This window comes from Cryobacterium sp. AP27, assembly GCF_056680495.1.
Genome location: NZ_CM155285.1, coordinates 2,013,792 through 2,040,381 on the forward strand (window position 1 = coordinate 2,013,792; position 26,590 = coordinate 2,040,381).

24 protein-coding genes are annotated in these 26,590 nt (G+C 68.4%); 13 read left to right on the forward strand and 11 right to left on the reverse strand.

What is annotated here, in order from left to right; all coding sequences use genetic code 11:
* Nucleotides 1–37: 37 nt before the first annotated feature.
* Nucleotides 38–1,627: a signal recognition particle protein gene (gene ffh / locus AC1MB9_RS09630; protein WP_479961741.1), complete on the reverse strand. Its 1,590-nt coding sequence runs from the start codon at nucleotides 1,625–1,627 to the stop codon at nucleotides 38–40.
* A gap of 94 nt (nucleotides 1,628–1,721) precedes the next feature.
* On the opposite strand from ffh, the gene AC1MB9_RS09635 reads away from it, so the two are divergent.
* Nucleotides 1,722–2,033, forward strand: coding sequence for a putative quinol monooxygenase (locus tag AC1MB9_RS09635; protein WP_479961742.1), 312 nt, complete (start codon nucleotides 1,722–1,724; stop codon nucleotides 2,031–2,033).
* 98 nt (nucleotides 2,034–2,131) lie between these two features.
* Here the strand turns inward: AC1MB9_RS09635 and AC1MB9_RS09640 are convergent, their stop codons facing one another.
* Nucleotides 2,132–2,635, reverse strand: coding sequence for a DUF2004 domain-containing protein (locus AC1MB9_RS09640; RefSeq protein ID WP_479961743.1), 504 nt, complete (start codon nucleotides 2,633–2,635; stop codon nucleotides 2,132–2,134).
* A 49-nt stretch (nucleotides 2,636–2,684) separates the two neighbouring features.
* Nucleotides 2,685–3,560, reverse strand: a complete 876-nt coding sequence (gene ftsY, locus AC1MB9_RS09645) for a signal recognition particle-docking protein FtsY (RefSeq protein ID WP_479961744.1) — start codon at nucleotides 3,558–3,560, stop codon at nucleotides 2,685–2,687.
* Between the two features lie 78 nt (nucleotides 3,561–3,638).
* Between ftsY and AC1MB9_RS09650 the strand changes: the two genes are divergently transcribed.
* From AC1MB9_RS09650 to AC1MB9_RS09700, 11 genes are all read left to right on the forward strand, one after another.
* Complete coding sequence (locus tag AC1MB9_RS09650; protein ID WP_479961745.1) at nucleotides 3,639–4,358, forward strand: sirohydrochlorin chelatase; 720 nt, start codon at nucleotides 3,639–3,641, stop codon at nucleotides 4,356–4,358.
* 205 nt (nucleotides 4,359–4,563) lie between these two features.
* Nucleotides 4,564–6,270, forward strand: coding sequence for a nitrite/sulfite reductase (locus AC1MB9_RS09655; protein ID WP_479961746.1), 1,707 nt, complete (start codon nucleotides 4,564–4,566; stop codon nucleotides 6,268–6,270).
* Nucleotides 6,267–7,049, forward strand: coding sequence for a phosphoadenylyl-sulfate reductase (locus AC1MB9_RS09660; protein WP_479961747.1), 783 nt, complete (start codon nucleotides 6,267–6,269; stop codon nucleotides 7,047–7,049). Before AC1MB9_RS09655 ends, AC1MB9_RS09660 begins: the two co-directional genes overlap by 4 nt.
* Nucleotides 7,046–8,011 carry a sulfate adenylyltransferase subunit CysD gene (gene cysD / locus AC1MB9_RS09665; protein WP_479961748.1) on the forward strand — a complete coding sequence of 322 codons (966 nt, stop codon included), beginning with the start codon at nucleotides 7,046–7,048 and terminating at the stop codon, nucleotides 8,009–8,011. Before AC1MB9_RS09660 ends, cysD begins: the two co-directional genes overlap by 4 nt.
* Complete coding sequence (locus tag AC1MB9_RS09670) at nucleotides 8,011–9,066, forward strand: ABC transporter substrate-binding protein (protein ID WP_479961749.1); 1,056 nt, start codon at nucleotides 8,011–8,013, stop codon at nucleotides 9,064–9,066. The genes cysD and AC1MB9_RS09670 overlap by 1 nt, the downstream gene beginning before the upstream one ends.
* 104 nt (nucleotides 9,067–9,170) lie before the next feature.
* Nucleotides 9,171–10,487, forward strand: coding sequence for a sulfate adenylyltransferase subunit 1 (locus tag AC1MB9_RS09675; protein ID WP_479961750.1), 1,317 nt, complete (start codon nucleotides 9,171–9,173; stop codon nucleotides 10,485–10,487).
* Entirely contained in the window at nucleotides 10,487–11,233 is a 747-nt protein-coding gene (locus AC1MB9_RS09680) for an ABC transporter ATP-binding protein (protein WP_479961751.1), read from the forward strand. The genes AC1MB9_RS09675 and AC1MB9_RS09680 overlap by 1 nt, the downstream gene beginning before the upstream one ends.
* The gene (locus tag AC1MB9_RS09685; protein ID WP_479961752.1) at nucleotides 11,223–12,164 is read left to right on the forward strand and encodes an ABC transporter permease; all 942 of its coding nucleotides are present in this window, start codon (nucleotides 11,223–11,225) and stop codon (nucleotides 12,162–12,164) included. Before AC1MB9_RS09680 ends, AC1MB9_RS09685 begins: the two co-directional genes overlap by 11 nt.
* Nucleotides 12,165–12,214: 50 nt before the next feature.
* Nucleotides 12,215–13,621, forward strand: a complete 1,407-nt coding sequence (locus tag AC1MB9_RS09690; RefSeq protein WP_479964617.1) for an FAD-dependent oxidoreductase — start codon at nucleotides 12,215–12,217, stop codon at nucleotides 13,619–13,621.
* Nucleotides 13,618–13,947, forward strand: a complete 330-nt coding sequence (gene fdxA, locus AC1MB9_RS09695) for a ferredoxin (RefSeq protein WP_479961753.1) — start codon at nucleotides 13,618–13,620, stop codon at nucleotides 13,945–13,947. Before AC1MB9_RS09690 ends, fdxA begins: the two co-directional genes overlap by 4 nt.
* Entirely contained in the window at nucleotides 13,940–14,914 is a 975-nt protein-coding gene (locus AC1MB9_RS09700) for an NAD(P)/FAD-dependent oxidoreductase (RefSeq protein WP_479961754.1), read from the forward strand. The genes fdxA and AC1MB9_RS09700 overlap by 8 nt, the downstream gene beginning before the upstream one ends.
* 31 nt (nucleotides 14,915–14,945) lie before the next feature.
* On the opposite strand, the gene AC1MB9_RS09705 is transcribed toward AC1MB9_RS09700, so the two are convergent.
* Nucleotides 14,946–15,515, reverse strand: a complete 570-nt coding sequence (locus tag AC1MB9_RS09705; protein WP_479961755.1) for a HutD/Ves family protein — start codon at nucleotides 15,513–15,515, stop codon at nucleotides 14,946–14,948.
* 39 nt (nucleotides 15,516–15,554) lie between these two features.
* Nucleotides 15,555–19,139 (reverse strand): chromosome segregation protein SMC, encoded by a 3,585-nt coding sequence (smc, locus tag AC1MB9_RS09710; RefSeq protein WP_479961756.1) that lies wholly within the window; start codon nucleotides 19,137–19,139, stop codon nucleotides 15,555–15,557.
* Nucleotides 19,140–19,287: 148 nt separating this feature from the next.
* On the opposite strand from smc, the gene AC1MB9_RS09715 reads away from it, so the two are divergent.
* The gene (locus AC1MB9_RS09715) at nucleotides 19,288–20,370 is read left to right on the forward strand and encodes a GNAT family N-acetyltransferase (protein WP_479961757.1); all 1,083 of its coding nucleotides are present in this window, start codon (nucleotides 19,288–19,290) and stop codon (nucleotides 20,368–20,370) included.
* Here the strand turns inward: AC1MB9_RS09715 and mutM are convergent.
* From mutM to AC1MB9_RS09745, 6 genes are read right to left on the reverse strand one after another with little or no spacing between them, the layout of a single operon-like run.
* Nucleotides 20,365–21,312: a bifunctional DNA-formamidopyrimidine glycosylase/DNA-(apurinic or apyrimidinic site) lyase gene (gene mutM / locus AC1MB9_RS09720; RefSeq protein ID WP_479961758.1), complete on the reverse strand. Its 948-nt coding sequence runs from the start codon at nucleotides 21,310–21,312 to the stop codon at nucleotides 20,365–20,367. The genes AC1MB9_RS09715 and mutM overlap by 6 nt on opposite strands.
* Nucleotides 21,313–21,316: 4 nt before the next feature.
* A complete protein-coding gene (gene rnc / locus AC1MB9_RS09725; RefSeq protein WP_479961759.1) occupies nucleotides 21,317–22,009 on the reverse strand; it encodes a ribonuclease III in 693 nt (230 codons plus the stop codon).
* Between the two features lie 27 nt (nucleotides 22,010–22,036).
* A complete protein-coding gene (gene rpmF, locus AC1MB9_RS09730) occupies nucleotides 22,037–22,240 on the reverse strand; it encodes a 50S ribosomal protein L32 (protein WP_479961760.1) in 204 nt (67 codons plus the stop codon).
* Between the two features lie 2 nt (nucleotides 22,241–22,242).
* Nucleotides 22,243–22,815 (reverse strand): YceD family protein, encoded by a 573-nt coding sequence (locus tag AC1MB9_RS09735; protein WP_479961761.1) that lies wholly within the window; start codon nucleotides 22,813–22,815, stop codon nucleotides 22,243–22,245.
* Nucleotides 22,816–22,825: 10 nt separating this feature from the next.
* Nucleotides 22,826–25,252, reverse strand: a complete 2,427-nt coding sequence (locus AC1MB9_RS09740) for a transglutaminase TgpA family protein (RefSeq protein WP_479961762.1) — start codon at nucleotides 25,250–25,252, stop codon at nucleotides 22,826–22,828.
* The gene (locus AC1MB9_RS09745; protein ID WP_479961763.1) at nucleotides 25,245–26,585 is read right to left on the reverse strand and encodes a DUF58 domain-containing protein; all 1,341 of its coding nucleotides are present in this window, start codon (nucleotides 26,583–26,585) and stop codon (nucleotides 25,245–25,247) included. Before AC1MB9_RS09745 ends, AC1MB9_RS09740 begins: the two co-directional genes overlap by 8 nt.
* Nucleotides 26,586–26,590 lie beyond the last annotated feature (5 nt).

A 26,590-nucleotide genomic window follows, 5' to 3' on the forward strand; every position in this document is an offset into this window, starting at 1 on the left:
GACCTCCCTGGTAGGGCAGAGCTGACGTGGTGCGAGTTTAGCGCCCGAGCATCTTCTGCAAGGCGGCCATTTCTTCTTCGCTCGGCCCGCCGGCCTTACCCTTGCCCGGCTGCGCGGTGGCGCCGCCGGCGAGGCCGAATCCGGAGCCGCCGGACGTCGAGCCGGGTGCGGCAGGTTTCTCGCCCGCGGCGATCGCGGCGTTTTCGGCCGCGCGCTTGGCCGGGTTTCCCGACTTTGAGCCCTTTTTCTTCTGCTGCGCCTTGGGCTTGCCCCCGTACCCGGCGCCGGGAATCGGTCCCATGCCGGGAATGTTGGGCGTTCCGCCCTTGGCCACGGTCTTCATCATCTTCGCGGCCTGCTCGAAGCGCTGAACGAGCTGGTTGACCTCGGTGACGGTGGACCCGGAACCCTTGGCGATACGCATCCGCCGCGACCCGTTGAGGAGCTTGGGCATGGTGCGCTCCATTTTGGTCATCGACTGAATGATCGCCTCGGTGCGCACGATCTCGCCCTCGTCGAAATTATCGAGCTGCTGCTTCATGGCACCGGCGCCGGGAAGCATGCTCATCATCTTCTTGATCGAGCCCATGTTGCGCAGCTGCTGCATCTGGCTGAGGAAGTCGTCGAGGGTGAAGGTGTCCGTGGCGAACTTCTCGGCGACCTTGCGGGCCTCGTCCTCGTCAAATGCGCCCTGCGCCTGCTCGATCAGGGTGAGGATGTCACCGAGGTCGAGGATTCGGCCGGCCATGCGATCGGGGTGGAACGGTTCGAAGTCGTCGAGGCCCTCGCCGGTGGACGCGAACATGATCGGTCGGCCGGTGAGGGACGCAACCGAGAGAGCGGCACCACCGCGGGCATCGCCATCGAGCTTGGTGAGCACCACGCCCGTGAAGTCCACGCCGTCCTGGAAGGCCTTCGCGGTGGCGACGGCGTCCTGACCGATCATGGCGTCGATCACAAACAGCACTTCGTCGGGATCGGTCGCGCGACGGATGTCTGCGGCCTGCTTCATCAGCTCGGCGTCGACTCCGAGGCGTCCGGCCGTGTCGATGATGACGACGTCGTGCAGCTTCTGCTGGGCGAACTTCACGCCGTCGCGGGCGACCTTGACCGGGTCGCCGACGCCGTTGCCGGGCTGCGGCGCGTAGACGGCCACTCCGGCCTGCCCCGCGACGACCTCGAGCTGGGTGACGGCGTTGGGGCGCTGCAGGTCGGCGGCGACGAGAACGGGGGTGTGCCCGTCTTTGGCGAGCCACTTCGCAAGCTTGCCGGCGAGGGTGGTCTTACCCGCACCCTGCAGGCCGGCGAGCATGATGATCGTCGGCGGCTTCTTGGCGAATTCGAGGCGACGCTGCTGGCCGCCGAGAATCGTGACCAGTTCGTCGTTGACGATCTGCACGACCTGCTGCGCCGGGTTGAGCGCCTTGCTGACCTCGTCACCGAGGGCGCGCTCACGCACGCGTCCGGTGAAGTCCTTGACGACTTCGAGGGCAACGTCGGCGTCGAGCAGCGCGCGTCGAATTTCACGAACCGTGCCGTCAACATCCGCGGCACTGAGCTTGCCCTTGGTGCGGAGATTCTTGAACGTCTCGGCCAGGCGATCTGAGAGGTTTCCAAAAGTAGCCATGATGCATTCAGTTTACGGGATGGAGTGGCCTCCTAAATCAGCGTGGCATGCTGATTGCAGCCCTCACCGGGATCAGCACACGTCAGGAGATTGCATGTCGGTTGTCGTTATCGCCACCCTCGTTCCCAAGGCCGGCCGCGTTCAGGACGCCCTCGACGCATTCGCCGGTGCGTCGCCCCTCGTGCACGAGGAAGCGGGCTGTGAGCTCTACGCCCTGCACACCGATCAGACCAGGCTGATCGTGGTGGAACGGTGGAGCACACCCGACGATCTCGCCGCCCACGCTGCCGGTGAGGCGATAGCCGAGCTCAACCGGCTCATGGGCGACGCCCTCACCGCCCCGCCCGAGGTGACGATCGCCGGCAACGTGCCCCTCGGCGACCCGGCCAAAGGCACCATCCAGTAACGCGGCGCGTCACGCGGGCCAAAACTGCAGGCGCGGCCGGTATCGCGGGCGCAGGTGCAGGTTTGCCGCGCACGACCTCGTGAGCGGCGGTGTGCCGGCTAGTTTTCGATCGCGATCTGCACCGTGTCTCCGTTGACATCGATCGCCACGATGAGCAGCGAGTCGGTGTCATCGGGGCTGATCGAGTACTCCAGCAGCGCGAAGTGCTCGTCGGTGCCGGTGTGGTGCGGGTGGAATCCCACCCGCTGCAGGCGGAGCGAACGCAGGAAGTCGATCTGCTGGTCACCGGAGTCCCAGATGATCGCGTCGGCGAGCGCCTCCGGGTCCATCTCGTCGACGTGCTGGTCGATGTAGGTGGAGGTGGGCGTGGCCTTCGTGGTGAGCTCCGCCACGAGCGACTCTCGCGCGGCGGAGTCGAGGTCCTCGATGTTGTTGATCATCGCGGCGGCGATGTCGAGCGCCTCGGCCGCCACGTCGTCCTCGGTCGGCGAGCTGAGGTCGACCTCAATGTCCTGGTCGCCGAGTTCGGCCGTCTCCGACCAGTACACCTCGCCCGCATCGTCGCTGCCGAGAATTCCGAAGAAATCGTGCTCAATAGTCATGTCGTCCGCTTTCTAGATTGTCTGCAAGGTCAGGGGCCGGGCCATCACGCTAGCCGATGAGTTTCTGGGCGAAAACGTGCGGAGTGAATCCGGTGAGGTCGTTGATGCCCTCACCCTGCCCCACGAGTTTGATGGGGATCCCGGTGCGCTCCTGCACGGCAAGCACGAAGCCGCCGCGAGCGGAACCGTCAAGTTTGGTGAGCACGAGCCCGGTCACGCCGGCGTGCTGGATGAACGCCTCGGCCTGGGCGAGCCCGTTCTGGCCCGTCGTCGCGTCGAGAACCAGCAGAACCTCGGCGATCGGCGCCTGCTTCTCCACGACGCGGCGAATCTTGGTGAGCTCATCCATGAGGCCGCCCTTGGTGTGCAACCGTCCGGCGGTATCGATGATGACGATCTCGATGCCTTCGTTCTTGGCCTTCTCGACCGTTTGAAAGGCAACGGATGCCGGGTCCTGGCCCACCGCTTGCGGCCGCACGATCTGCGCCCCCGCACGGTCCGCCCACGTCGCCAGCTGATCGACGGCACCCGCGCGGAACGTGTCCGCTGCGCCGACGACGACGCTGCGCCCGTAGGTGTTCAGAAATTTGGCGAACTTGCCGATGGTCGTGGTTTTGCCGACGCCGTTGACGCCCACGACGAGAACAACCGCGGGGCGTTCGCTGAGGGTGAGGGTGGAGTCGAGACGGGAGAGCCGTTCCTCGATGCCTTCCCGGAGCATCCGCTGCAGGTCTTTCGGGTCGGTCGTGTTGTACTTGGCGACCTTGGCGCGCAGATCGGCGACGACCACCTCGGTGACGTCCGGGCCGAAATCGGCCTGGATCAGCGCGTCTTCAAGGTCATCCCAGGTCTCGGCATCGATCGTCTTCTTCGCGAACATGCCGCGCAGAGCGCCGGAAAGTGACCAAGGGGTGCGTTCTGCCATGCCTCTAGCCTACGGCGCGCACGGCCTCGCGTTACCGAGGACACCCGAAACGGGGCGGTCACCCGGCACAATGGAGGCGTGACCATTTCGAATTCGCCCGTGCTGGCCGGTTTCGCCCACGGCACCTCGTCGACTGAGGGGCAGGCCGCCACCGCCCTGCTCATGCGCGCCGTCGCCGACGCGCACCCGGCCTTCGACGTGCGGCTCGGGTACGTCGACGTGCAGCAGCCCGACCCGGCCGCGACCCTCGGCGCGATCGAACCCGGCCGCGCGGTCGTCGTCGTACCGTTGCTCCTGTCCGCCGGCTACCACGTGCATGTCGACCTCACCGAGGCCGTGCAGGCGGAGACCGACCGGCCTGTCACGCTCACCGTTGCCCTCGGCCCGGATGCCCGCCTCATCGACCTGCTGCGGCTGCGCCTCGGCGAGGCCGGCATCACCGACGACGACGTGATCGTTCTCGCCGTGGCCGGTTCCAGTGACGCTCGCGCCGTGGCCGACTGCCATGACGTGCGCGCGCAGTTGGCGGCGCTGCTCGCCCGCGACGTGGCGGTGGGTTTTCTCTCGGCGGCGAGTCCTCGGCTGCCCGACGCCGTCGCCGAGGCACGCGCCGCACATCCGGGTCGGCGCATTGTCGTGAGCAGCTACCTGCTCGCGCCCGGCTACTTTCAGTCGCTGGCCGAGGCGGCGGGGGCGGATGCCGTGACGCAGCCCCTGTTGTCGGCCCTCGGTCCGGCGCCGGTGCAGCTCGTCGACGTGGTCGCGAGCCGGTACACGGACGCGGTAACCGCGCTGTAGAGACCTTTTTCGCGCAGAGATCGTGACGCCAGCGTACGCCGGGCCGGCGCGCGACGCCCGAGTGTGACGCCGCACTACCTTGCGTGACCGGGCGTGACCGGACGCGTGGCGCGAGCGCGGCGGCCTCGGTAGCTTTCATCTATCGCAACCCGGGCGCTCTGTGCACAGATTCTGCACGTCGGGGCACCCATCGAAAGGAGCCACCGTGTCGCAGAACGTGACCGAGACCGAAAAGGTACGAGCACCACGTCCGGCGTCACGCCCGAACGGCCAGTGGAAGATCGACGGCACCGCACCGCTCAACGGCAACGAAGAGTGGAAGCAGATCGACAACGGCATCGCCGTGCGGGAACGCATCGAACGGATCTACTCGAAAGAGGGCTTCGATTCCATCGACCCCACCGACCTGCACGGCCGGTTCCGCTGGTGGGGCCTGTACACGCAGCGCAAACCGGGCATCGACGGCGGCAAGACGGCGACGCTCGAGCCGCACGAACTCGAAGACCGATACTTCATGCTGCGGGTGCGCATCGACGGCGGCCAGCTCACCACCGCCCAGCTGCGCGTGATCGGCAACATCTCCCGCGACTTCGCCCGGGACACCGCCGACCTCACCGACCGCCAGAACGTGCAGTTCCACTGGATCCAGGTCGAAAACATGCCCGAAATCTGGCGCCGCCTCGAAGCCGTGGGACTGGAGACCACCCAGGCCTGCGGCGATGTGCCGCGCGTCTTCCTCGGCTCCCCCGTCGCCGGCATCGCCGCCGACGAACTCATCGACCCGACCGACGCCATCGCCGAACTGGCTCACAAGTTCCTCGGCACCGACGAGTTCGCGAACCTGCCGCGCAAGTTCAAGACCGCCATCACCGGCCACCCCAGCCAGGACGTCGTGCACGAAATCAACGACATCGGCCTCATCGCGCTCGAGCACCCCGAGCTCGGCGTGGGCTACGACCTCTGGGTCGGCGGCGCCCTGTCCACCACACCCCGCCTCGCCGAACGCCTGGGCACCTTCGTCGCACCCGAGCAGGTCACGGAGGTGTGGCGCGGCGTCGTATCCATCTTCCGCGACTACGGCTACCGCCGCCTGCGCGGCAAGGCCCGCCTCAAATTCCTGCTGAACGAGTGGGGAACCGAGAAGTTTCGTCGCGTGCTCGAAGACGAATACCTCGGGTACGCCCTGCCCGACGGTCCCGCCGCCCCGCGCCCCACGGCCCAGGGCGACCACATCGGCGTGCACAAGCAGAAGGACGGCCGCTTCTACATCGGTGTCGCCCCCTTCGTCGGCCGGGTCGCCGGCCCACTCCTCACCGGCCTCGCCGACCTGCTCGAAGAGCACGGATCCTTCCGGCTGCGCACGACACCGCACCAGAAGCTCGTGCTGCTCGACGTTGCCGAAGAGCACGTGGAGCCGCTCATCACGGCCCTCGACGAGTTCGGCCTCGCCGCCCGGCCCAGCCTGTTCCGCCGGTCCACGATCGCCTGCACCGGCATCGAGTTCTGCAAGCTCGCGATCGTGGAGACGAAGCAGACCGCAACGGACGCCATCGCCTCGCTCGAGACACGGCTCGCCGGAATCGACGTGCCGCAGCCGATCAGCCTGCACGTGAACGGATGCCCGAACTCCTGCGCCCGTATCCAGACCGCGGACATCGGCCTCAAGGGGCAGCTGCTCCCCGACGGCAACGGCGGCCAGACCCCCGGCTTCCAGGTGCACCTCGGCGGCGGCCTCTCCTCCCCCGAGCGCGAAGAGGCGGGCCTCGGCCGCACCGTGCGCGGACTCAAGGTGACGGCCGACGATCTCGCCGACTACGTCGAACGCATCGTGCTGCGCTTCCTCGCCGACCGCGACACCGACGAAACCTTCGCCGAATGGTCACACCGCGCCGACGAGGAGGCCCTGAAATGAGCCCTGCCGTGAACCTCAACACCCCCGCATCCACTCCGCCGCCCGCCCCCGCGCGCGTGCTGCCGCAACGTCGATCGACCGAGCTCCTGAAGGCCCTCGCCGAGCAGGGTTCCGCTGACCTGGCGCGCACCGACGGCACCGAGGCGAGCGCCACCGAGGTCATCGCCTGGGTCGCCCGCAACTTCGGCGCCGACTCCGTCGCCGTCGCCTGCTCCATGGCCGACGCCGTTCTCCCCCAGCTCGTGTCTGTGCAGGTCCCCGGCGTCGACGTGCTGTTCCTTGACACCGGGTACCACTTCGGTGAGACCTACGCCACCCGCGACGCGGTCGACGCGGCCCTCGACGTGACGATCGTGGATGTGCTGCCGCTCAGCACCGTCCCCGAGCAGAACGCCGAACACGGCGCGGAACTCTTCGCCCGCGACCCGAACCTCTGCTGCGCCATGCGCAAGGTCGAGCCGCTGCAGCGCACGCTCGCCGGGTACGAACTCTGGTTCACCGGTGTCCGCCGCGACGAGGCGCCCACCCGCGCCGGCACGCCCCTGATCACGTGGGACGAACGCAACGGCCTCGTGAAGGTGAACCCCGTCGCCGCGTGGACCTATGACGAACTTCTCGGTTACGCCGCCGAACACCGCGTCCCGGTGAACGTGCTCCTGTCCCAGGGATACCCGTCCATCGGCTGCGCACCCTGCACCCAACCCGTCGCTGCTGGCGCCGACCCGCGCTCCGGGCGCTGGGCCACCCTCGAGAAGACAGAATGCGGACTCCACCTATGAGCACCTCAGCCACCGTCATTCAGACGCCAGGCACGCCGACTCCCGACGCGACCCCGCCGGCATCCGCCCACCGACTCTCCGAACTCGACGTGCTCGAGAGCGAGGCGATCCACATCATCCGGGAGGTCGTCGCCGAGTTCGAACGCCCCGTGCTGCTGTTCTCGGGCGGCAAGGACTCCGTCGTCGTGCTGCACCTCGCCGCGAAGGCGTTCTGGCCCGGCAAGGTGCCGTTCTCGCTGCTGCACGTCGATACCGGGCACAACTTTCCGGAGGTGCTCGCCTTCCGCGACGCCACCGTGGAACGTCTCGGCGTACGCCTCGAGGTCGCCCGGGTCGAGGCCTACATTGCGGACGGCCGGCTGGCCGAGCGCGCCGACGGCACCCGCAACCCGCTGCAGACGCTGCCGCTGCTCGACGCCATCGCCGCCGGTCGCCACGACGCCGTCTTCGGCGGTGCCCGCCGGGACGAAGACAAGGCCAGGGCGAAGGAACGCATCCTCTCGCTGCGCGACGAGTTCGGCCAGTGGGACCCGCGCAACCAGCGCCCCGAACTGTGGAACCTCTACAACGGCCGTCACACCGTCGGCCAGCACGTGCGCGCGTTCCCGATCAGCAACTGGACCGAGCTCAACGTCTGGCGCTACATCGAGCGGGAGAACATCGCCCTGCCGCCGCTGTACTACGCCCACGAACGTGAGGTGTACCGTCGCGACGGCATGTGGCGCGCGGTCGGTCCCGTCAGCGAACCCCGCCCCACCGAAACGGTGGAGCGGCGCACGGTGCGCTACCGCACGGTCGGCGACATGAGCTGCACCGGCGCCGTCGACTCCGACGCCGCCCACGTGGGAGACGTGGTGCGCGAGGTCGCCGTGAGCACCATCACGGAACGCGGCGCCACCCGCGCCGACGACCGCATCTCCGAGGCAGCCATGGAGGACCGAAAAAAGGAAGGGTACTTCTAGTGACGCCGACGATCACCCGCCGCGCCGCCGGGCTGCTGGCCGCGAGCGCCCTGCTGCTCAGCGGATGCGCCGCGACCCCGGTCCCCGCGCCGGGTCCGGCCGCGGACCTGCGCCTGGGCTACTTCGACAACGTCACCCACGCGCCGGCCCTCGTGGGAATGCAGAAGCACTTCTTCACCGAGGCCCTCGGGGACACGACGCTCTCCACCCAGATCTTCGGCGCCGGACCCGCGGCGGTGGAGGCTTTGAGCGCCGGCGCGATCGATGCCGCCTACATCGGCCCGAGCCCCGCCGTGAACACGTTCATTCAGAGCCGGGGCGCCTCGGCGACGATCGTGGCCGGCGCCACGACCGGCGGCGCCGCCCTCGTCGTGCGGGAGGGCATCACGAATGCGGACGACCTTTCCGGCGCCACGCTCGCCAGCCCGCAGCTCGGCAACACGCAGGACGTGGCGCTGCGTTCCTGGCTGGCAGACGAGGGGTACACGACCAGCACGACCGGCGGGGGCGACGTGAACGTGTCCCCCACCGACAGTTCCGTCACGCTGTCCCTGTTCCAGGCCGGCAAAATCGACGGAGCCTGGCTGCCCGAACCGTGGGTGTCCCGCCTCGTGCTGGAAGCGGGAGCCCACGTTCTCGTCGACGAGGCGAGCCTCTGGGACGACGGGGACTTCCCCACCACCGTGCTGCTCGTGCGCAAGGATTTTCTGCGCGACCACCCCGAGACCGTCAGCGCGCTGCTCGCCGGCCACACGGCATCCGTGGCCTGGTTGAACGCCAACCCCGCCGAGGCGGCCGCGGCGATCAACGCGGAGTTGCTCGCCGATACCGGTAAGGCCTTGCCCGACCCGGTGATCGACCGGGCTCTCGAGCATGTGCGCTTCAGCATCGACCCGCTGGCCGCCACATTCCCGATGTCGCTCCGGGCCGCTCTGGCCGCCGGAATCGGAAAAGACGGCGATCTCGACGGACTCTTCGACCTGAGCCTGCTCAACGCCGTGATCGCCGAAGCCGGCGGCGCCCCCGTCTCTGCCGGCGGGCTCGGCAAACAATGACGATGACACAGTCGCCCGGGCCGCAGGCTCCCACCCACGACAGCTCCACAATCCCGGCGGCGCCCTCCACGGCTCGCCCCTCCACGACAGGCTTGAGGTTTCGCATGACCACCCAGACTCCCGACGCGACGCTGTTCCGCTTCGCCACCGCCGGCTCCGTGGACGACGGCAAATCCACTCTCGTCGGCCGGTTGCTGCACGACTCGAAGGCGATCCTCGCCGATCAGCTCGACGCCGTCACCCGCACCTCCACGGAGCGCGGCTTCGGCGGGACCGCCGGCGGAATCGACTTCGCGCTGCTCACCGACGGCCTGCGCGCCGAACGCGAGCAGGGCATCACCATCGACGTGGCCTACCGCTACTTCGCCACCGCCGACCGTTCGTTCATCCTGGCCGACTGCCCCGGGCACGTGCAGTACACGCGCAACATGGTGACCGGCGCCACCACGGCGGATGCCGTGATCATGCTCATCGACGCCCGCAAGGGAGTGCTCGAGCAGACCCGCCGACACCTCTCCGTGGTGGCGCTGCTGCGAGTACCGCATGTGATCGTGGCCGTGAACAAGATCGACCTGCTGGGCTATGACGAGGCCGCATACCGCGAGGTGGAACGCTCCGTGCTCGCCGTGACGAGCGAACTCGGCGTCGCCGCCGTGCACGTCATCCCGGTGTCCGCACTCGAGGGCGACAACGTCGTGGATCGTTCGGCGCGCACGCCCTGGTACGCCGGGCCGAGCCTGCTCGAACTGCTGGAAACCCTGCCGGCCGCCGACGAGGTGGAGAGCGAGGTGGAAGACTTCCGCCTTCCGGTGCAGCTCGTGTTGCGTCCCCAGGGCGCCGTCGCCCCCGGGGTCGACGACTCGTTCCGCGACTACCGTGCCTACGCCGGCCAGATCGCCTCCGGCACGATTCGCGTGGGCGAGTCCGTCACCGTGGTTCCCGGCGGCGGCACGAGCGTCGTGACCGGCATCGATTTCGCCGGCACCGAGCTCGACGTCGCCTTCGCCCCGCAATCGGTGGCCCTGCGACTGCACGATGATCTCGATGTGGCCCGCGGAGCCGTCATCGCCGCGGTCGACACGCTCCCCGCGCTCGGCCGCAACATCACCGCGGACCTGTTCTGGCTCGACCCGAGAGCATTGCGCCCCGGAGCCCGCGTCTTGGTGAAATTCGGAACGGCGCTCGTGCAGGCGATGATTCCCGAGATCACCGGGCGCCTGAACCTGGACACGCTCGCCCTCGAATCGGCCGGAGACGCGGATCACGGCCTGGAGATCAACGACATCGGCCGCGCCGTGCTGCGGCTGGCGAGCGAGCTTCCCATTGAGGACTACGCCGTCAACCGTCGCTCCGGCGCGTTCCTCGTAATCCACCCGCAGGACGGCGCGACCCTCGCCGCCGGAATTGTGACGGCGGCCTGATGAACGCGCCCCCCGCCATCCGGATCGACTCGCTCGGCAAACGGTTCGGCCCGACCGCACCGCTCGTGCTGGACGACATCAACCTCACGATCGAGGCGGGCGAATTCGTGTGCCTGCTCGGGGCATCCGGGTGCGGCAAATCCACACTGCTCGACATCATCGCGGGGCTCGAACGTCCCACCTCCGGCTCCGTGACGGTCGACAGCGGGAACGCGGCCGTGATGTTCCAGGAGTCCGCCCTGTTCCCGTGGCTCACCGCCTCTCGCAATGTGGAGCTCGCGCTCAAGCTGCGCGGCGTGCCCCGACAGCGCCGGAGGGGCGACGCGCTCGAGCTGCTCGACCTGGTGAATCTCGCGGATGCCGGCCACAAACGTCCGCACGAGCTGTCCGGCGGCATGCGCCAGCGGGTGGCCCTCGCCCGCTCCCTCGCGCAGGACCGCAAGGTGCTGCTCATGGACGAGCCCTTCGCCGCCCTCGACGCCATCACCCGCGACCTGCTGCACGACGAACTCGAACGCGTGTGGCGCGAAACCGGCCGCACCATCGTGTTCGTCACGCACAACGTGCGCGAGGCGGCCCGACTCGGACAGCGGGTGCTGCTCATGTCGAGCCGGCCCGGACGCATCGTGAACGAATGGCACATCGATGACCGCGCCGACCGCCGCATCGAATCCCCCGACGTCGCCCGCCTCGGGGAAGAGATCACCACCCAATTGCGACAGGAGATTCGACGCAATGTCGCTTAAGACAGAGGCCCCGCCCTCCCTGCCGACGCAGGGTGCCGGCAGTTCTGCGGGGGGAGCGCAGCGCGCCGACGCCGACGAGCGCCGTCTCACCTCCGGGCTGGACGCGTTACAGGCCGTGCCCGTCGTGCCCCGCGGCCGCATCAGGCAGGCCGTCGACGGTGTGCTTCCCCCCGTTCTGCTGATCCTCGGACTCATCGTGGCCTGGCAGGCCTACATCCTCATCGCCCGGCCACGACCCGATCTCATTCCCGGTCCCCTCGACGTGCTCGGATCGGTCGGCGATTTTTGGGCGGACGGGCGGCTGCAGCTCGCCGTGCTGACGAGCCTCGAACGCGGCGGCATAGGGTTCCTGATCGCGGTCGCGATCGGCACCCCCATCGGGCTGCTTCTGGCCGAATGCCGCCCGGTGCGCCGCGCCCTGGGCCCGCTGCTCTCGGGACTGCAGGTGTTGCCCTCCGTCGCCTGGGTTCCCGCAGCGATCATCTGGTTCGGTCTCACCGACGCCACCGTGTACTTCGTGGTGCTGATGGGCGCCGTCCCGTCGATCGCCAACGGCCTGGTCGCCGGGATCGATCACGTTCCGCCGCAGCTGCGCCGCGTGGGCACCGTGCTCGGCGCGAACCGCGTGCAACTGGCCACGCTCGTGATTCTTCCCGCGGCCCTGCCCGGGTATTTCTCCGGCCTCAAACAGGGCTGGGCCTTCGCCTGGCGCTCGCTCATGGCCGCCGAAATCATCGCCACGGGCGGCACGCTCGGGTTCGGGCTCGGCTCGATGCTCGACCAGAGCCGCGAACTGGCCAACCTGCCCGGCGTACTCGCGACCATCGTGGTGATCCTGTTCGTCGGCATCCTCGTAGAGCTCGTGCTCTTCGCCCCGCTGGAGCGTCACCTGCTGCGCCGGCGCGGCCTCGCCCCCGCAGGGAAGCGCTGACGCCCCGGGCGCCCCACCCCCACGCTCCTCCTGCCGTCACCTGAAAGGCCATCATGCAAAGCGCCCCCATAACCTCCCCGCTCCGTTTCCGCGTCGCCATCATCGGCGCCGGCCCGGCCGGCATCTACGCCGGCAACATCCTCAACAAGGCCGTGCACGATGCCGGCGGGTCCGTCGCCATCGACCTCTTCGACGCGCTTCCCGCCCCATACGGCCTGATCCGCTACGGTGTCGCGCCCGACCACCCACGCATCAAGGGCATCGTCACGTCCCTGCATGAAATGCTCGACTCGGGCAGCATCCGCTTCATCGGCAACGTCACCTACGGCGTCGACGTGTCCCTCCACGACCTGCGCAAGCAGTACCACGCCGTGATCTTCGCCACCGGCGCCATTCGTGATGCCCCGTTGACCGTGCCGGGCATCGACCTGCCCGGCTCCTACGGTGCCGCCGACTTCGTGTCCTGGTACGACGGACACCCCGACGTGGCCCGCAGCTGGCCGCTCGACGCCACCGACGTGGCCGTGATCGGCAACGGCAATGTGGCCCTCGACGTGGCCCGGGTGCTCGCCAAGCACCCGAAGGATCTGCTCAGCACGGACATTCCCGACAACGTGTACGCCGGTCTCGCCGGTTCGCCGGTGACGGATGTGCACATCTTCGGGCGTCGCGGACCGTCCCAGGTGAAATTCACCCCCATCGAACTGCGCGAACTCGCGCAGGTACCCGACGTCGACGTGATCGTCTACGAGGAGGACTTCGTCTTCGATGAGCACACCCGGGCGCTCGCCACCACGAACAACCAGGTGAAGGTGATGACGCGCACGCTCGAGAGCTGGCTCACCCGGCAGCCGACCGGCGCCTCGCGTCGACTGCACCTGCACTTCCTGCAGGCTCCGCTCGCGGTGTACGGCGACGGTCGGGTTGAGGGCATCCGCTTCGAACGCACGGAACCCACCGGCGACGGTGGCGTGCGCGGCACCGGCGTTGTCGTGGATTACCCGGTGCAGGCGGTGTATCGCGCGGTCGGCTACCGGGGCAGCGCGCTGCCCGAGCTTCCCTTCGACGAGGCCAGGGGTGTGATCCCGAACGACGGCGGGCGCGTGCTGGACGCGGACGGCACCCCGATGGCCGGCCTCTATGCCACCGGATGGATCAAGCGCGGCCCGGTCGGTCTCATCGGCCACACCAAGGGCGATGCGCTGGAAACCATCACCCGGCTCATGGAGGACGCCCCCGCTCTGGCGGAACCGGCCGGCCAGACGGACGGCGACGGGATCCTGCGCCTGCTCGCCGAGCGCGGCGTGCCCGTCACAACGTGGCCGGGGTGGCTCATCCTCGACGCGCACGAGAAGGCCCTCGGCGACAATCACGCGGCCGCGCGCGACCGTGTGAAGGTCGTCGAACGCGAGGAGCAGGTGCACATTGCCCGCGCCGATGCCGCGGTCTTCTCGTGACGTATGTGATTGCGCTGCCGTGCGTCGATGTGAAAGACCGTGCCTGCATCGACGAATGCCCGGTGGACTGCATCTATGAGGGCGAACGCTCGCTCTACATCCACCCCGACGAATGCGTCGATTGCGGTGCCTGCGAACCGGTGTGCCCGGTCGAGGCCATCTACTACGAAGACGACCTCCCCGAGCAGTGGGCCGGCTACTACAAGGCCAACGTCGAATTCTTCGACGACGTGGGATCGCCCGGCGGCGCGGCCAAGGTCGGCGTAATCGCCAAGGACCACCCGGTCATCTCCGCACTCCCGCCCCAGGGTGCAACCGGTGAGTGAGGCGCGCGCCGACGCCGGCGCCTCCGACGAGCCGTACGACGTTGTCGTCATCGGTGCCGGCCCGGCCGGGTTGTCGGCCGCCCTCAACCTCACCCGGGCTCGCATGCGGGTTCTCGTTGTGGACAGTGACCGCCCGCGGCACGCTGCCACGATGGTGTCGCACGGTTTTCTCACCCGCGACGGCGTGCCCCCGCACGAACTGCGTCGCCTCGCCCGCGAGGAGGTGGAACGCTACCCGGAGGCCGAGGTGCTGCGGCGCTCCTCCGTTGCGTCCGTCGAGACCGAAACGGATGTCGATCACTCCGCTGTACGTTTTCTCACCCGAGTCGCGGGCCGTACGCCCGCACTGTCACGCACCGTGCACAGCCGCTCGGTTCTCGTGGCAACGGGGCTGCGGGAGACCCTGCCGGGAGTCCCCGGGATCCGCGGTTTCTACGGCATGAGTCTGTTCAGCTGCGTCGCCTGCGACGGGTATGAAATGGGCAGCCGGCCGCTCGCGCTCATCGGCGAAACCGATGACCTGTATCGGCGCGCGCTGCTCGTGGCGCAGTGGAGTCCCGCGGTGACCGTGTTCACGAACGCCGTCGCCCGCCTGACTTCGTCAGAGGAGACTGACCTCGGCCGTCGCGGCATCCGGGTGGAGCGACGCGCGATCGACGAACTCGAGGGTGATCGCGGAAGCCTCACCGCGGTGCGGCTCGAGGGCGGAGACCGCGTTCTCGTGACGGGAGGCTTCGTGCGTCCCGTGTGGCACCCGATAGTGGATTTTCTGGCGAACCTGAATCCCGATATGGATGCCTCCGGCCACCTCGTCACGGATCGAGACGGCCGCACGAGCCTGCCGGGCATTTACGCGGCCGGGGACGTGACGGCTCCCGGCCCGCAACAGCTCATCATCGCGGCCGGAGCGGGCGCTCGCTCGGCGGCCAGCATCACGCACGACCTGCTCGGCGTCGCCTCGCGCTGACCGGGTCGATTCCGCGCGCGGGTGTGGCTGGTCAGGCGGGTTCGGATTCCAGGGTGACAACGGCGAGGAATCCCCGGCCGAGCACCTCGGGGGCGGGGTCGCCTCCGCGCACGGTGTCGAGCGTTCCCAGTTTCTCGCTCACGACGCCGTCGGCCGCATCCGCCGTCGCCACCGCGTTTCCCTGCAGCAGCAGTCCGAACTGGTCGTCGAAGACGGGGTGGGCGCGTGTCTTGGACAGTTCCACGATTGACAGGTACGCCTTGACCGTGCCTCGCCGCGCCATCACGTTCAGGGCCGTTGCCGACCCGACGGGAAGCACGCAGCTGGTGGCGCTGTCGCCGGAAAACCGGAACGGACGGTTCTTCTCCATGGCATGCTCGACACCGTCGACGGTCAGAACGAGAAGCTCTCCCTCGATGAGGGTCAGGATTCGATCGGCGCCGGGGAACACCGAGAAGTCACCCGCCGCGCGCACCTCGGCAATGCTGACTCTCCAGTCGAAGTCGTCCGCCCCGATCGGGAACGACGCGACCTCACGCGTGGAGCCGCCCCCGTTGCGCCAGGGCGTGGATGAGAGGTCGCGATACCGAATGATGTCCATGGTGCCACGCTACTTCGTGCGCCTTGGCGGCGGCCGAGATCAGGCGACGGGGACCGCTTCGCGCCCGACGCGCTGGCCGACGACCGCCGAGACGCCGTCCTGGCGCATGGAGACGCCGTAGAGGGCATCCGCTATTTCCATCGTGCGTTTCTGATGCGTGATGACGATGAGCTGGCTGCTCTCACGCAGGTCTTCGAAGATGGTGAGCAGGCGGCCCAGGTTCGCGTCGTCGAGGGCCGCCTCCACCTCGTCCATGATGTAGAACGGGCTCGGCCTGGCCTTGAAGATCGCGATGAGCAGCGCGACAGCGGCGAGCGACCGCTCGCCGCCGGAGAGCAGCGACAACCGCTCGATCTTCTTGCCGGCGGGCTTCACCGACACCTCGATTCCGGTCGTGAGCAGCGCGTCCGGGTCGGTCAGCCAGATGCTGCCGCTGCCGCCGGGGAAGAGCACCGGGAACACCTCTGCGAAGGCCGCCCTGGTGTCCTCGAAGGCATCGGCGAAGATGGTCTCCATTTTTCCGTCGATCTCCGCGATGATCGTGAGCAGGTCGGTGCGCGTGTTGGTGAGGTCGGTGAGTTGCTCGGTGAGAAAACGATGCCGTTGCTCGAGGGCGGCGAATTCCTCAAGGGCGAGGGGGTTCACGCGCCCCAGCTGTCCGAGCCGGCGCTCGGCGGCCGCGAACCGGGTCTGCTGCTCGCCGCGGTCGAAGGGCGCGGGGTCGCCCTCGCCGTCATCGGCCGGAATGAGCTCGGCCGGCCCGTATTCGCCCACCAGCACCGACTCGACGAGACCCAGCTCGCTTCCCGCCCGCTGCAGAAGTCCGGTGAGTTGGAGCTTCTTCTCATAGATCTGCAGTTCGAGGCCGTGCACGTTCTCGGTGACGGACTGAAGGCGCTCACGCAGAGCGTTCTCGCTCTGGCGCAGGGCAGACAGCTCCGTGCTCTGGCTGGTGCGCTCGGCCTCCGCGGCGGTGAGTCGTTGCCGGGACTCGTCGACCGAGCGGTCGACGGCGCTGAGAACGGCGGGCAGTTCGGCGGCGACGGCCGACGCGGCATCCAGCTGGCGTCGACGGATCACCGCGCGCCGCGCGGCGGCCTCGGCCGCGATCTGGTCTGCGTCGAACTGGCGCGCGAGCGAAGCGGCCCGCGCCTCGCTCGACCGCACCCGTTCCCGGGCCGTGTCCACGGTGAGGCGCGCCTCCACCTCGGTTTCACGCGCGGCCTCGAGTTCGCGATAGAGCGCATCCCGCGCCGATGCGTCCAGCACCGGTCGGGGCCGGGCCTGCGCCGTCGCGAGTTCGGCCGCCGCATGCTCGGCGGCGGATTCGGCGGCGGCGACGGAACGGGACGCGACGTCGCGGGCGGAATGCAAGCGATCGAAGTCGGCCCGGGACGCCTCAACCTGCACGGTCGCCCGGTTCACTCGTTCCGCGTGTTTGGCCTGGGCGGTTTCGCGGGTGCGCAGGGCGGCGCGTGCGGCCGCCACCTGGTCTTGCCGGGTCTTGAGGAGCGTACGTTGCTCGGCGAGTTCGAATGTCACCCGAGGAATGTGTGCCGTCACCGCGTCGAGTTTGTCCGCGGCGGTGTCGCGATCGGCGACCAGTTCAATCCGGCTGCGCGCCGCGCCGCTTCCGCCGCGGAGAACCCAGGCGGACAGCACCTCGCCCGCTCGCGTGATCACGGTGATTTCGGGGGCACCCGGTTCTGTCCGGGCCGCGCGGGCCCCTCGGGCCGTGCCGAGGTCGTCGGCGATGACGGTGGTGGCGAGCAGGCGCCGCACGCCGGCCGGCGCGTCGACGACAGCCGCGGCCGCGACCAGCCCGGGGTGGTCGGCGGGCGGCGCGGTCGGGTGCTCGGCGTCACCGTCGGCACCGGGGTCACCATCGGCACCGGGGGCACCGGGGGCACCGGGGGCACCGGCCACGATGAGCTCCACCCGCCCGAGCTCCCGGGTAGACGCGAGTGCGATGGCGTCAACGGCTGCTTCCCACGTGTCCGCGAGCACCGCCTCGGTGAGCGAACCGAGCGCGGCCGCAATGGCTGCCTCGTAGCCCGGCTGCACGCGAACGTGCTCGGCGACCAGGCCGCGGATGCCCGGGAGGCCGGCCTCGAGAAGCGCCGACGACCCGTCCGTCTGGTCGAGGGCCAGGGTGAATGCGTCCCGGCGAGCCTCCTGCGCGTCGCGCTCCCGCTCGTGTCCGTGCAGGTCGGCGCGCAGCCGCTCCACCTCCGCCTGGGTGACCTGTACCGCGCCCTGCGCGAGTTCGAGTGCCTCGGCGCTCCCCTCCGCGGCGGCGTCGTCCGAGGCACCGTCGTCGTCGGCGGCACCGAGTTCGGCCAGCTGCGCCTCGGCCTGCACGCGGCGTTCCCGTGCGGCGTCGAGTGCGTTGTTTTGCCGCAGAACCTCACCGCGCACCGCCGTGAGCCGGGAGGCGGCGGTCTCCGTGTTGCCGGCTCGCCGGGACACCTCAAGGTCATGGCTCGACACGAGCAGAGCCTGGGCGGCGATGTGCTCGTCGAGGGCATCGAGTCGGGCGCGAGCGTGTGCGCTGGCGGCCTTCGCCGCGAGCCATGCCGCATCCGCGGTCTCGATCCTCCCGCGCAGGCGCACGGTGTCGGCGGCCGCAGCCTCGAGGTCACGCGGAGTGACGCTGGGAGTGGTGCTGCCGACTTCGCCCTGTGAACCGAGCAGGGCCAGCCGCTGGTTGGCGAGGGTGAACAGTCCGCGCAGGCGTTCCTGCGCCGATTCAAGTGCGAAACTCGTGCTGCGAGCCCGGTCGACGGCATCGCCGATCTGAGCGGCTTCGAGTCGTTGCACCCGGTTCCCGGTCTGCGAGAGCTGTTCCTGCAGAACGAGGCGTTCCGAGTGGCGTTCCTTTTCGGTGCGCCCATGCTGGTCGAGGGCGGTGCGCAGCGTGACGACCTCGTCCGCGAGCAGGCGAGCCCGGGCGTCGCGCACGATCGCGGCAATGGATTGTGCCTGGCGGGCGATTTCGGCCTGGCGTCCGAGTGGTTTGAGCTGGCGTCGAATTTCCCCGGCCAGGTCGCTCAACCGGGTGAGGTTGGTCTGCATGGCGTCAAGCTTGCGCAGGGTCTTCTCTTTGCGGCGGCGGTGTTTCAGAATCCCCGCAGCCTCCTCGATGAACCCGCGCCGTTCCTCGGGGGTCGCCCGCAGCACGGCATCAAGTTGCCCCTGTCCCACAATGACGTGCATCTCCCGGCCGAGCCCGGAGTCGCTGAGCAGCTCCTGCACGTCGAGCAGGCGGCAGTTGCGGCCGTTGATCGCGTACTCGCTCGCGCCGTTGCGAAACAGGGTGCGCGAAATGGTCACTTCGGAGTAGTCGATCGGCAGAGCGCCGTCGGAGTTGTCGATCGTGAGGATCACGGCCGCGCGGCCGAGCGGTCCGCGCGTCGACGTGCCGGCGAAGATCACGTCTTCCATCTTGCCGCCGCGGAGCGTTTTGACGCCCTGCTCCCCCATGACCCAGGCGAGGGCGTCGACGACGTTCGACTTGCCCGAACCGTTGGGCCCGACCACACAGGTGACGCCGGGTTCAAACGCGAACGTGGTGGACTGGGCGAAGGACTTGAAGCCCTTGAGGGTGAGACTCTTCAGATACACCGTTCCACCTCCCGCGATTTGTCGTGTCTTGACGCTGTCGGTACCGCCCCTGCCTGTGAGCAGGGCGTCCCGTATAAACGGTACTCGACGCCACCGACACAAGCCGTGAGGCTCGACGGCGGGGTCGAGCCCGGTTATTCTGTGCGGCATGAGCGACGTTCGACCGACCATTGACGAGGTGCCCGTTCCGAAGTTCCCCGGGGACGCGGGGTGGGACGATTTCGCGGCGGCCGCCGAGGTGCGCAATGTGAGCGAGGCGGAGGGGTACGGCACAACAGACCTGAAAACGTCGGCCGAGGAAGACCTGCCGGCCTGGCTCAACCAGGCGCACGATCCCATGCGCTTGTTCGTGGTGCGGGTTGAGGGGCGGGTCGTGGGGCGGGGCGTCTACGAGACACTCTCGGACCCGGCGGAACGCTTCTCGTGGTTCACCGTGCAGGTCTTGCCGCCGTTTCGGCGCCGCGGCATCGGCACCGCACTCGTGAATCACCTCGACGCGATGGCCCGCGGCGAACATCGTTCCGTGCAGGTCACCTATGCGGTGTCTCGAAACGCGCCGGGCGAAAAGCTGACCGCGCCGACGCGCCTGGGGTCGGTTCCGCTGCACAACCCGGAGGTGCAGTTTCTGTTGCGCCGTGGTTTCGCCCTCGAACAGGTCGAACGCGCCAGCCGGCTCACGCTGCCGGTGAGTGCCCGCGCGCTCACCGACCTCGCCGAGGACGCGGCCGCGCACGCCGGCCCCGATTACACGGTGCAGCTGTGGACCGAGCAGACCCCCACGGCCTGGCAGCACGACATGGCGCTGCTGCACACGCGCATGAGCACGGATGCCCCGACCGCCGGGCTGGAGGAACCCGAAGATATCTGGTCCGAGGAGCGACTGGTCGCGTTGGAGAACCTGTCGGCCGCCGGGCCGCGCACCATGCTCACCGCCGCCGCGCTGCATGAACCCACCGGTCGACTCGCCGGTTTCAGCCAGCTCTCGGTTCCGGTCGAACCCGACCGCGCGGTGGGCCAGGAAGACACTCTGGTGCTGCGGGAACATCGCGGGCATCGGCTGGGCATGCTGCTGAAGGTCGCGAACCTGCAGAATCTTGCCCGCCTGTACCCCGGGCATCCGTCGGTCATCACGTTCAACGCCGAGGAGAACCGACACATGCTGGCGGTGAATGAGACCCTCGGCTTCACGCCCTTGGGTTACGAGGGCGCGTGGAAGCGCGTCACACTATGACGCGACCACCTGGCAGTTCGGGCACAGGTGCGACCCGCGGTTCATGAACGACTCCCGCACCAGCGTGGTTCCGCAGCGGGAGCACGGCGTTCCCTGCCGACCGTAGACCTCGAGGCTGTGCGCAAAATACCCGGACTGCCCGTTCACGTTCACGTACTGCGCGTCGAAACTCGTTCCGCCTTCACCGAGGGCGCGGTGCAGGATCGCGCGTAGTGCGGCCAGCAGCTCGGTCGCCTGCACGATAGACAACGAGGCGGTCGGGCTGTCGTAGTGCAGCCGAGCGGCGAAGAGGGCCTCGTCGGCGTAGATGTTGCCGATTCCGCTGATGAGAGTCTGGTCCAGCAGCGCCCGCTTGAGCCCGGTCTTCCTCCGTGCGAGGCCGGCGATGAAGGCCTGGTCGGAGAAGGCCGGATCGATCGGATCCCGGCCGATGTGGGCCACCTGAGTGGGAACCAGATCGGTCCACGGCCCGGTCCCCGCGCCGGCGAAGCCCCCGGCGGCGCCGTCCGCGGTGGGAACCATGGCGTCGACGACGAGGCTGCCGAATATGCGTTGGTCGACGAAGTCGAACCATAATTCACCGGCCGCGCCCTCGGAAACCGCTGTGGGCGGCACGACCCGCGGTGGTACCGATTCCAGGAACAGACGGATGCGCAGGTGACGGTCGACCATGGAGCCCGGTGTGCGCAGCAGCACCTGCCCGCTCATTCCCAGATGCACGACGAGCGCGCGCCCGCTGTCGAGCGGCAGCCACAGGAATTTGCCTCGGCGCACGGCGCCGAGGATACGCCGGCCGACGAGCTGCTCCGTGAACGAGCCGGGGCGCGGATCGTGCCGGCGCAGGGACCGTGCGTCAAAGACCTCGACTCCGGCGACGACGGCACCGGTCACGGCCGGTTCGACACCGGCCCGAACCACCTCGACTTCGGGAAGTTCCGGCACGACGTCAGCGCGCGGTGAGCAGGGTGACGGCCTCGCGCGCGGCGGCCATCTCGGCGTACTTCTTGCTCGTACCGGTGCCCCGGGCGGACAAAGCATCACCCAGGTCGACGCGAGCGATGAATTCCTTCGCGTGATCGGGACCGCTTTCGGTCACCGTGTACGACGGCGCGCCGACGCCACGAGCCGCGGCAAGTTCCTGCAGGCTCGTCTTGGGGTCCATCAAGGCACCGAAGTGGTCGGGGTTCGCCAGCAGCGGTTCGATGAGACGCAGCACGAAAGCCGTCGCCACGTCGCCGCCGCGATCGAGATACACGGCACCGATGAGCGCCTCGACCGTGTCGGCCAGAATCGACGACTTGTCGTGCCCGCCGGTGAGGATTTCTCCCTTGCCGAGCCGCACGTACTCGCCCAGCCCGAGACCCCTGGCAATTTCTGCGAGGGCGACCGTCGAGACGAGGCTGGCCCGGCGCTTGGCCAGGTTTCCCTCGTCGAGGTGCGGGTAGGTTCGGTACAGCATCACGGTCACCGCCTGCCCCAGAATGGAATCGCCCAGGAATTCCAGGCGTTCATTGGTGGGGATGGCACCGTTTTCGTACGCGAATGAGCGGTGCGTCAGCGCCAGCTCAAGCAGGTCCGCACGCAGTTCTACGCCGAGGGTCGCCACGAGTGACGACCGCTCGGCTCCTGGATTCGTCATTGTTCGACTCTGTCCGGGTGGAACGACTTAAACGTCGGCGACCTTGCGGCCCTTGTACTCCATGAACAGCGCGGTTCCGGCGGAGTCGGTGACGACCTTTGCGCGGTGGGGAAGGCTGTAGGTGACCTTGCCGTTTTCCATGGTCTTCACCAGGGTCGGCGCGGTGGCCTTCCACTGTGCACGACGGGAGTGGGTGTTGGATCGCGACATCTTGCGCTTCGGAACTGCCATGACTACTTCTCTTCTCTATGCGTTTCAGCCTGGATGTCGTCATCCGTGCTGATGTCTGTGGAAGCCTGGAATCCCGCAAGCGCAGACCACCGGGGATCAGGCGCCTCTATCGGTTCGAGTTCCGGTGGTTCAGTCAGGCGCTGGCCGGTCTCACTATCAAGACCCGCGCAGTCACGCCGACATAATGGCTGGAACGGCAGTGACATAACCACTGCGTCCCTGACGAGAGATTCAATGTCGATATGGTCGTCGACAACCTCAAACTCAAAAGCTTCTTCCTGAGGATAACCGAAAAGCTCCGTAAACTCGACTCGGACGCGGAATTCGATGTCAGTGAGGCATCGTCCGCATTCGCCGGAGGCTGGTACGACAACGGTGGTCGTCGCCAGAATGCCCTCGTGCATGGCTTCGAGGCGAAGATCGGCGCCGAGAGCAGAGCCGGCTTTCACCGAAACGAGGCCGGCACCGAGTTCTTCGGGCACGACAATGTCGAGATGACGCTCGTGCATGGTGCCCGGGCGGTTAATGAGGTCTCGCACATCTACCGTGTACGGCGTTTTTTTGAACTTGGTCACCAGCCCCATTCTACGCGTTCCGCAGCGAGCGTCCGTTCAATTGCAGCACGAGCACGAGAAACAACGATCGGGGCAGGAGAACAGCACGCCATCGGGCGCCGCGCCGGGCCGACACGTGAATCATTCGGGTGAGCTCGCCCAGTTCCCGACTGAGAACGACGGCCTCGCCCACCGTGCCGGGCTCATCCCGGCCCCCCGTGTCGCTCCCCCGGTCGTACCGGGCGCGTTCCACGGCCTCACAGAGACGGGCCAGCACCGCCGCCGCCACGGCCTCCTCCCCCAGAGTCGCGCACAGACGGTCCCGGAGAGTCCGGGGCGTCTCCGTCACACTGACCTCGATCCCATGGTCGAGGGCCGTGTCGCAGACTTCTCCCCACGCCGTCTCCAGGGCTTGCCGGCGGGCGAGGGCGCCCGAACGGATGCGACGACGACGCGCCCGATGCTGTGCCGCTCGCACCCCGGCGGGCACCAGAAGCAGCAGCAGGAGCCCGAGGGCGACGGCCACCAACTGCAACACCACGTTGCTCGTCGTAAGCGTCGACACGGACTCTGAACCGGACATGGACACGTCGACGGAGCCGGGGTCCATCTGATCTCGCGACAATGGCACCGGCACGGTTTCGTTCGTCGCGCCGGGAATCGCGTCGGTCGCGGCGGATTCTTCGTAATTCGGCACGGTTCCACGCCCCGGCGTGGGCTCGAACGGCACCCAACCCACGTCGGTGAAGTACAGTTCCGGCCACGCGTGCAGGTCATGTGAATCCACGTTGTAGCGGCCGCGTCCCTGTTGGAGGTCCTGTGAGGCGACTCCGGGGAGGTACCCGAGGGCGATCCGGGAGGGAATCTCCAGCGCACGCGCCATGCTCGCCATCGCGGAGGCGAAGTGCACGCAGTACCCGCGCTTCTTTTCCAGGAACACCGCGACCACGTCGAGCGCCCCTCCGTCGTAGCCCTCCTCGACCGGCGCCTCCGTGTCGTAGGTGAAGGTGTCGCCGTTGAGGTAGTTCTGCAGCGCCACCGCGGCGTCATAGGACGATGTGGTCCCGGCGGTCACTTCTCTGGCCCGCTCCTCGATGATCACGGGCATGTCGCTCGGCACGTCCAGGTTGCGAGCAAGCTCCGACGAGAAGGCGCTGCCGGCCTGACGCATCTGTGCGGCGGTCGGTTGCACCTCGAGGGCCTCGGCGATGTATTTCTGTCCGAGGGTGCTCGAGTCGGTGGTCGCGATAGCCCGCGTGCGGGTGTCCCAATACCAATCGCCGGTGAGCCCGGTCACCTTCACGGTCCGTGCCGGCACCGGGAGCCACCGCGTGTTGACGCTGTCGATGACGACGGATGTCTCGGCGCGGGTCGTTTCGATCTCATCGGACAACCCGTGGGGGCGGTCGATGTTCTCGACGCTGTTGTCACTGTTGCCGCCCTGGACTCCGTCAATCCGCGCGGTCCACGTGTCTCCCATCAGGGAGTCGAGTGTCAGCAGCGTGAAGTTCGAACGCTTCTCGGCCGTGCTCGTGTAGTGCAGAACGGGCCCGGGTTCAGGGCGTCGAAGGTCCTGACCGAGGTTGATCATCGGGCTGACCCCGCTTCCGAAGAGGAGCGAGTTCACGCCGGGGCGCGGTTCGATGCCGGTCACGGACGGCACGGCCGCCCCGAGGACCAGCGCGCCGGCAAGCGTCACGGCGCCCGCGGACAGGGTTCCCCACACCGGCACGACTCGCCGGTGGCCGGGTGAGACGAAGACCCGGGCGACCAAGCCACCGCCCGCGGTACTGGTGGTGGCGGCGGCTCGGCGTTGCCGCACGTCCACGCGGAGCAGACCGAGGTACACCGCGGATGTCAGAACGAGGGCCATGATGTTGGGCGGGCCGGCGTCGATCATGCCGGGAGCCAGCAGCGGCACCAGCACCGGCACCCCGGCGAGCGCCGGGGTGCGCAGCGTCACGGCCAGCGCGTGCATCAGCACGGCGATGAGGCCGGCGCCGGCGGCGAGCAGGAAGAGGATGCCGTCGGTCACCTGGGCCGGCACGCTCTGCTGCACGATGGACTCCACCCCGGTCGCCACGAGCCCGGAGAACACGCCGAGGGTCGCGGGCGTCGGCAGGATCCACAGCAGTCCGGTGCCCGCACCGAAGAACAGTGTGAGGGTGAGCAGGAGACCGCCGAGCAGTCCGAGCGGCACCATGGTTCGAGGCATCCGCAGGGTGGGGAGCAGGGCGCTCAAAAGAAGCACGATGATCGCCACGGCAACCATCACCCACCACCAGGCCGTTCCCCGCAGCAGCGGCCCGAGCGCCCCGCACGACACGACCAGCAGGGCGAGCAGGGTCAGCACGATCGGCCAGTTGGCGTCTCCGCGAACCCGGGGCATCTCACCTGCCGCGCGGCGGAACGGGATTCTCCCGCGACCGACGACGGCCGCGTTGCCTGTGTCAGTCACGGTCGGCCCCCGACGTCTCCCCCGCGTCGACTCGGCCGCTCAGACCGCTCGCCCACGCGGACGGGATGTCCCGAGCGGCACCCAAGTCGACGCAGCGCCACCCGGCGTCCCGCAGCACGGCCCGGGCCACGGCGCTCACCGGGTCGAGCACAAAAGCGACCGCCGGCTCGCAACGGCCTCGTATGCCGGCTAAGACAAGGGCATCCGCTTCGGACAGGGCGACGATAACCGCAAAGGTCGGCAGGGAGCCGCTGAGGCCCACCCCTGCACCGGCGTCGGCGGCCGGCGCAACGGGCACAAGATTCGCGAGTCCCTCAAGCAGTTCGCGGTCCCCGCCCGGTGCGCTGCACACGAGCGGAGCATCGCCGCCGAGTCCCCCGAGGTTTTGCCCGGATCCGGGTACGAGTTGACTGGGACCGGTCTCGAGGAGCTGCACCTTGAGACCGGCGTCGAGCAGATACACCCCGATGGATGCGACGAACTCGATCGCAAGCTCGAAGGCCTGGTCCAGGCGTCTGGCGCGTTCGGCCGCGCTGTTGTTGTTGAGCGTGGTGTCGAGGATGATGCGCGCCTCCGGGTTGCTGCGCTGCTCTTCCTGACGCACCATGATTTCACCGTGGCGGGCGGTGGCCGGCCAATTCACGCGGCGGAGCGGATCGCCGGGCCGATACTCGCGAGCGATGAGTTCGTCGGACATCGGGTTGAGCGAGCGAAGCAGATCCCGAACCGACCCGTCACTGCGGGTGACGGAGACACCCCTTGTCTCCAGGGGGGTCACGCGCGGCGTGACGATGAGGTCGTTCCGATGGCCGGCGGGGTGTTCGCGCACGGCGAGCCCGAAGGGGTCCTTGCGAGCGAGCAGCAACGGCCCGAAGGCGTATACGCCGCGGAGGCGGGGAGTCAGCGCGTATTCGAGCCGCACGCTGTCCGGCCCGGTCTCCGGCCCCGGCCGATACCGTTCAAGGGCGGGGAGCAACTGGTCTGTGGATGCGGGCACGCCCGTTATGCCCATGCCGGGCGGTATCGGGTCACGCCAGCTTGCACCGTCCAGCGGCCGGAATGACAGGTTGCGCAGCCGCAAGGATACGACCGTGTCTCCGCCGGCCGGCAGGATCGGCGGGCGGAAGGTGCGCCTGACCTGCACCTGTCGCGGCCGAATCATCACGTAGCCCAGTCCCACCACGGGAACACTCACGAGCAGGGCGCCGATGAAAAGCAGGTCACGCTGGTCGATCAGGACCGCGTACAGCCCCAGCACCGCGCCCAACACCAGAAAGATCCACCCGCGGCGAGTGAGCCGCGGGGACCAGGACGGAAGCACGAACTGGCGCATGCGGG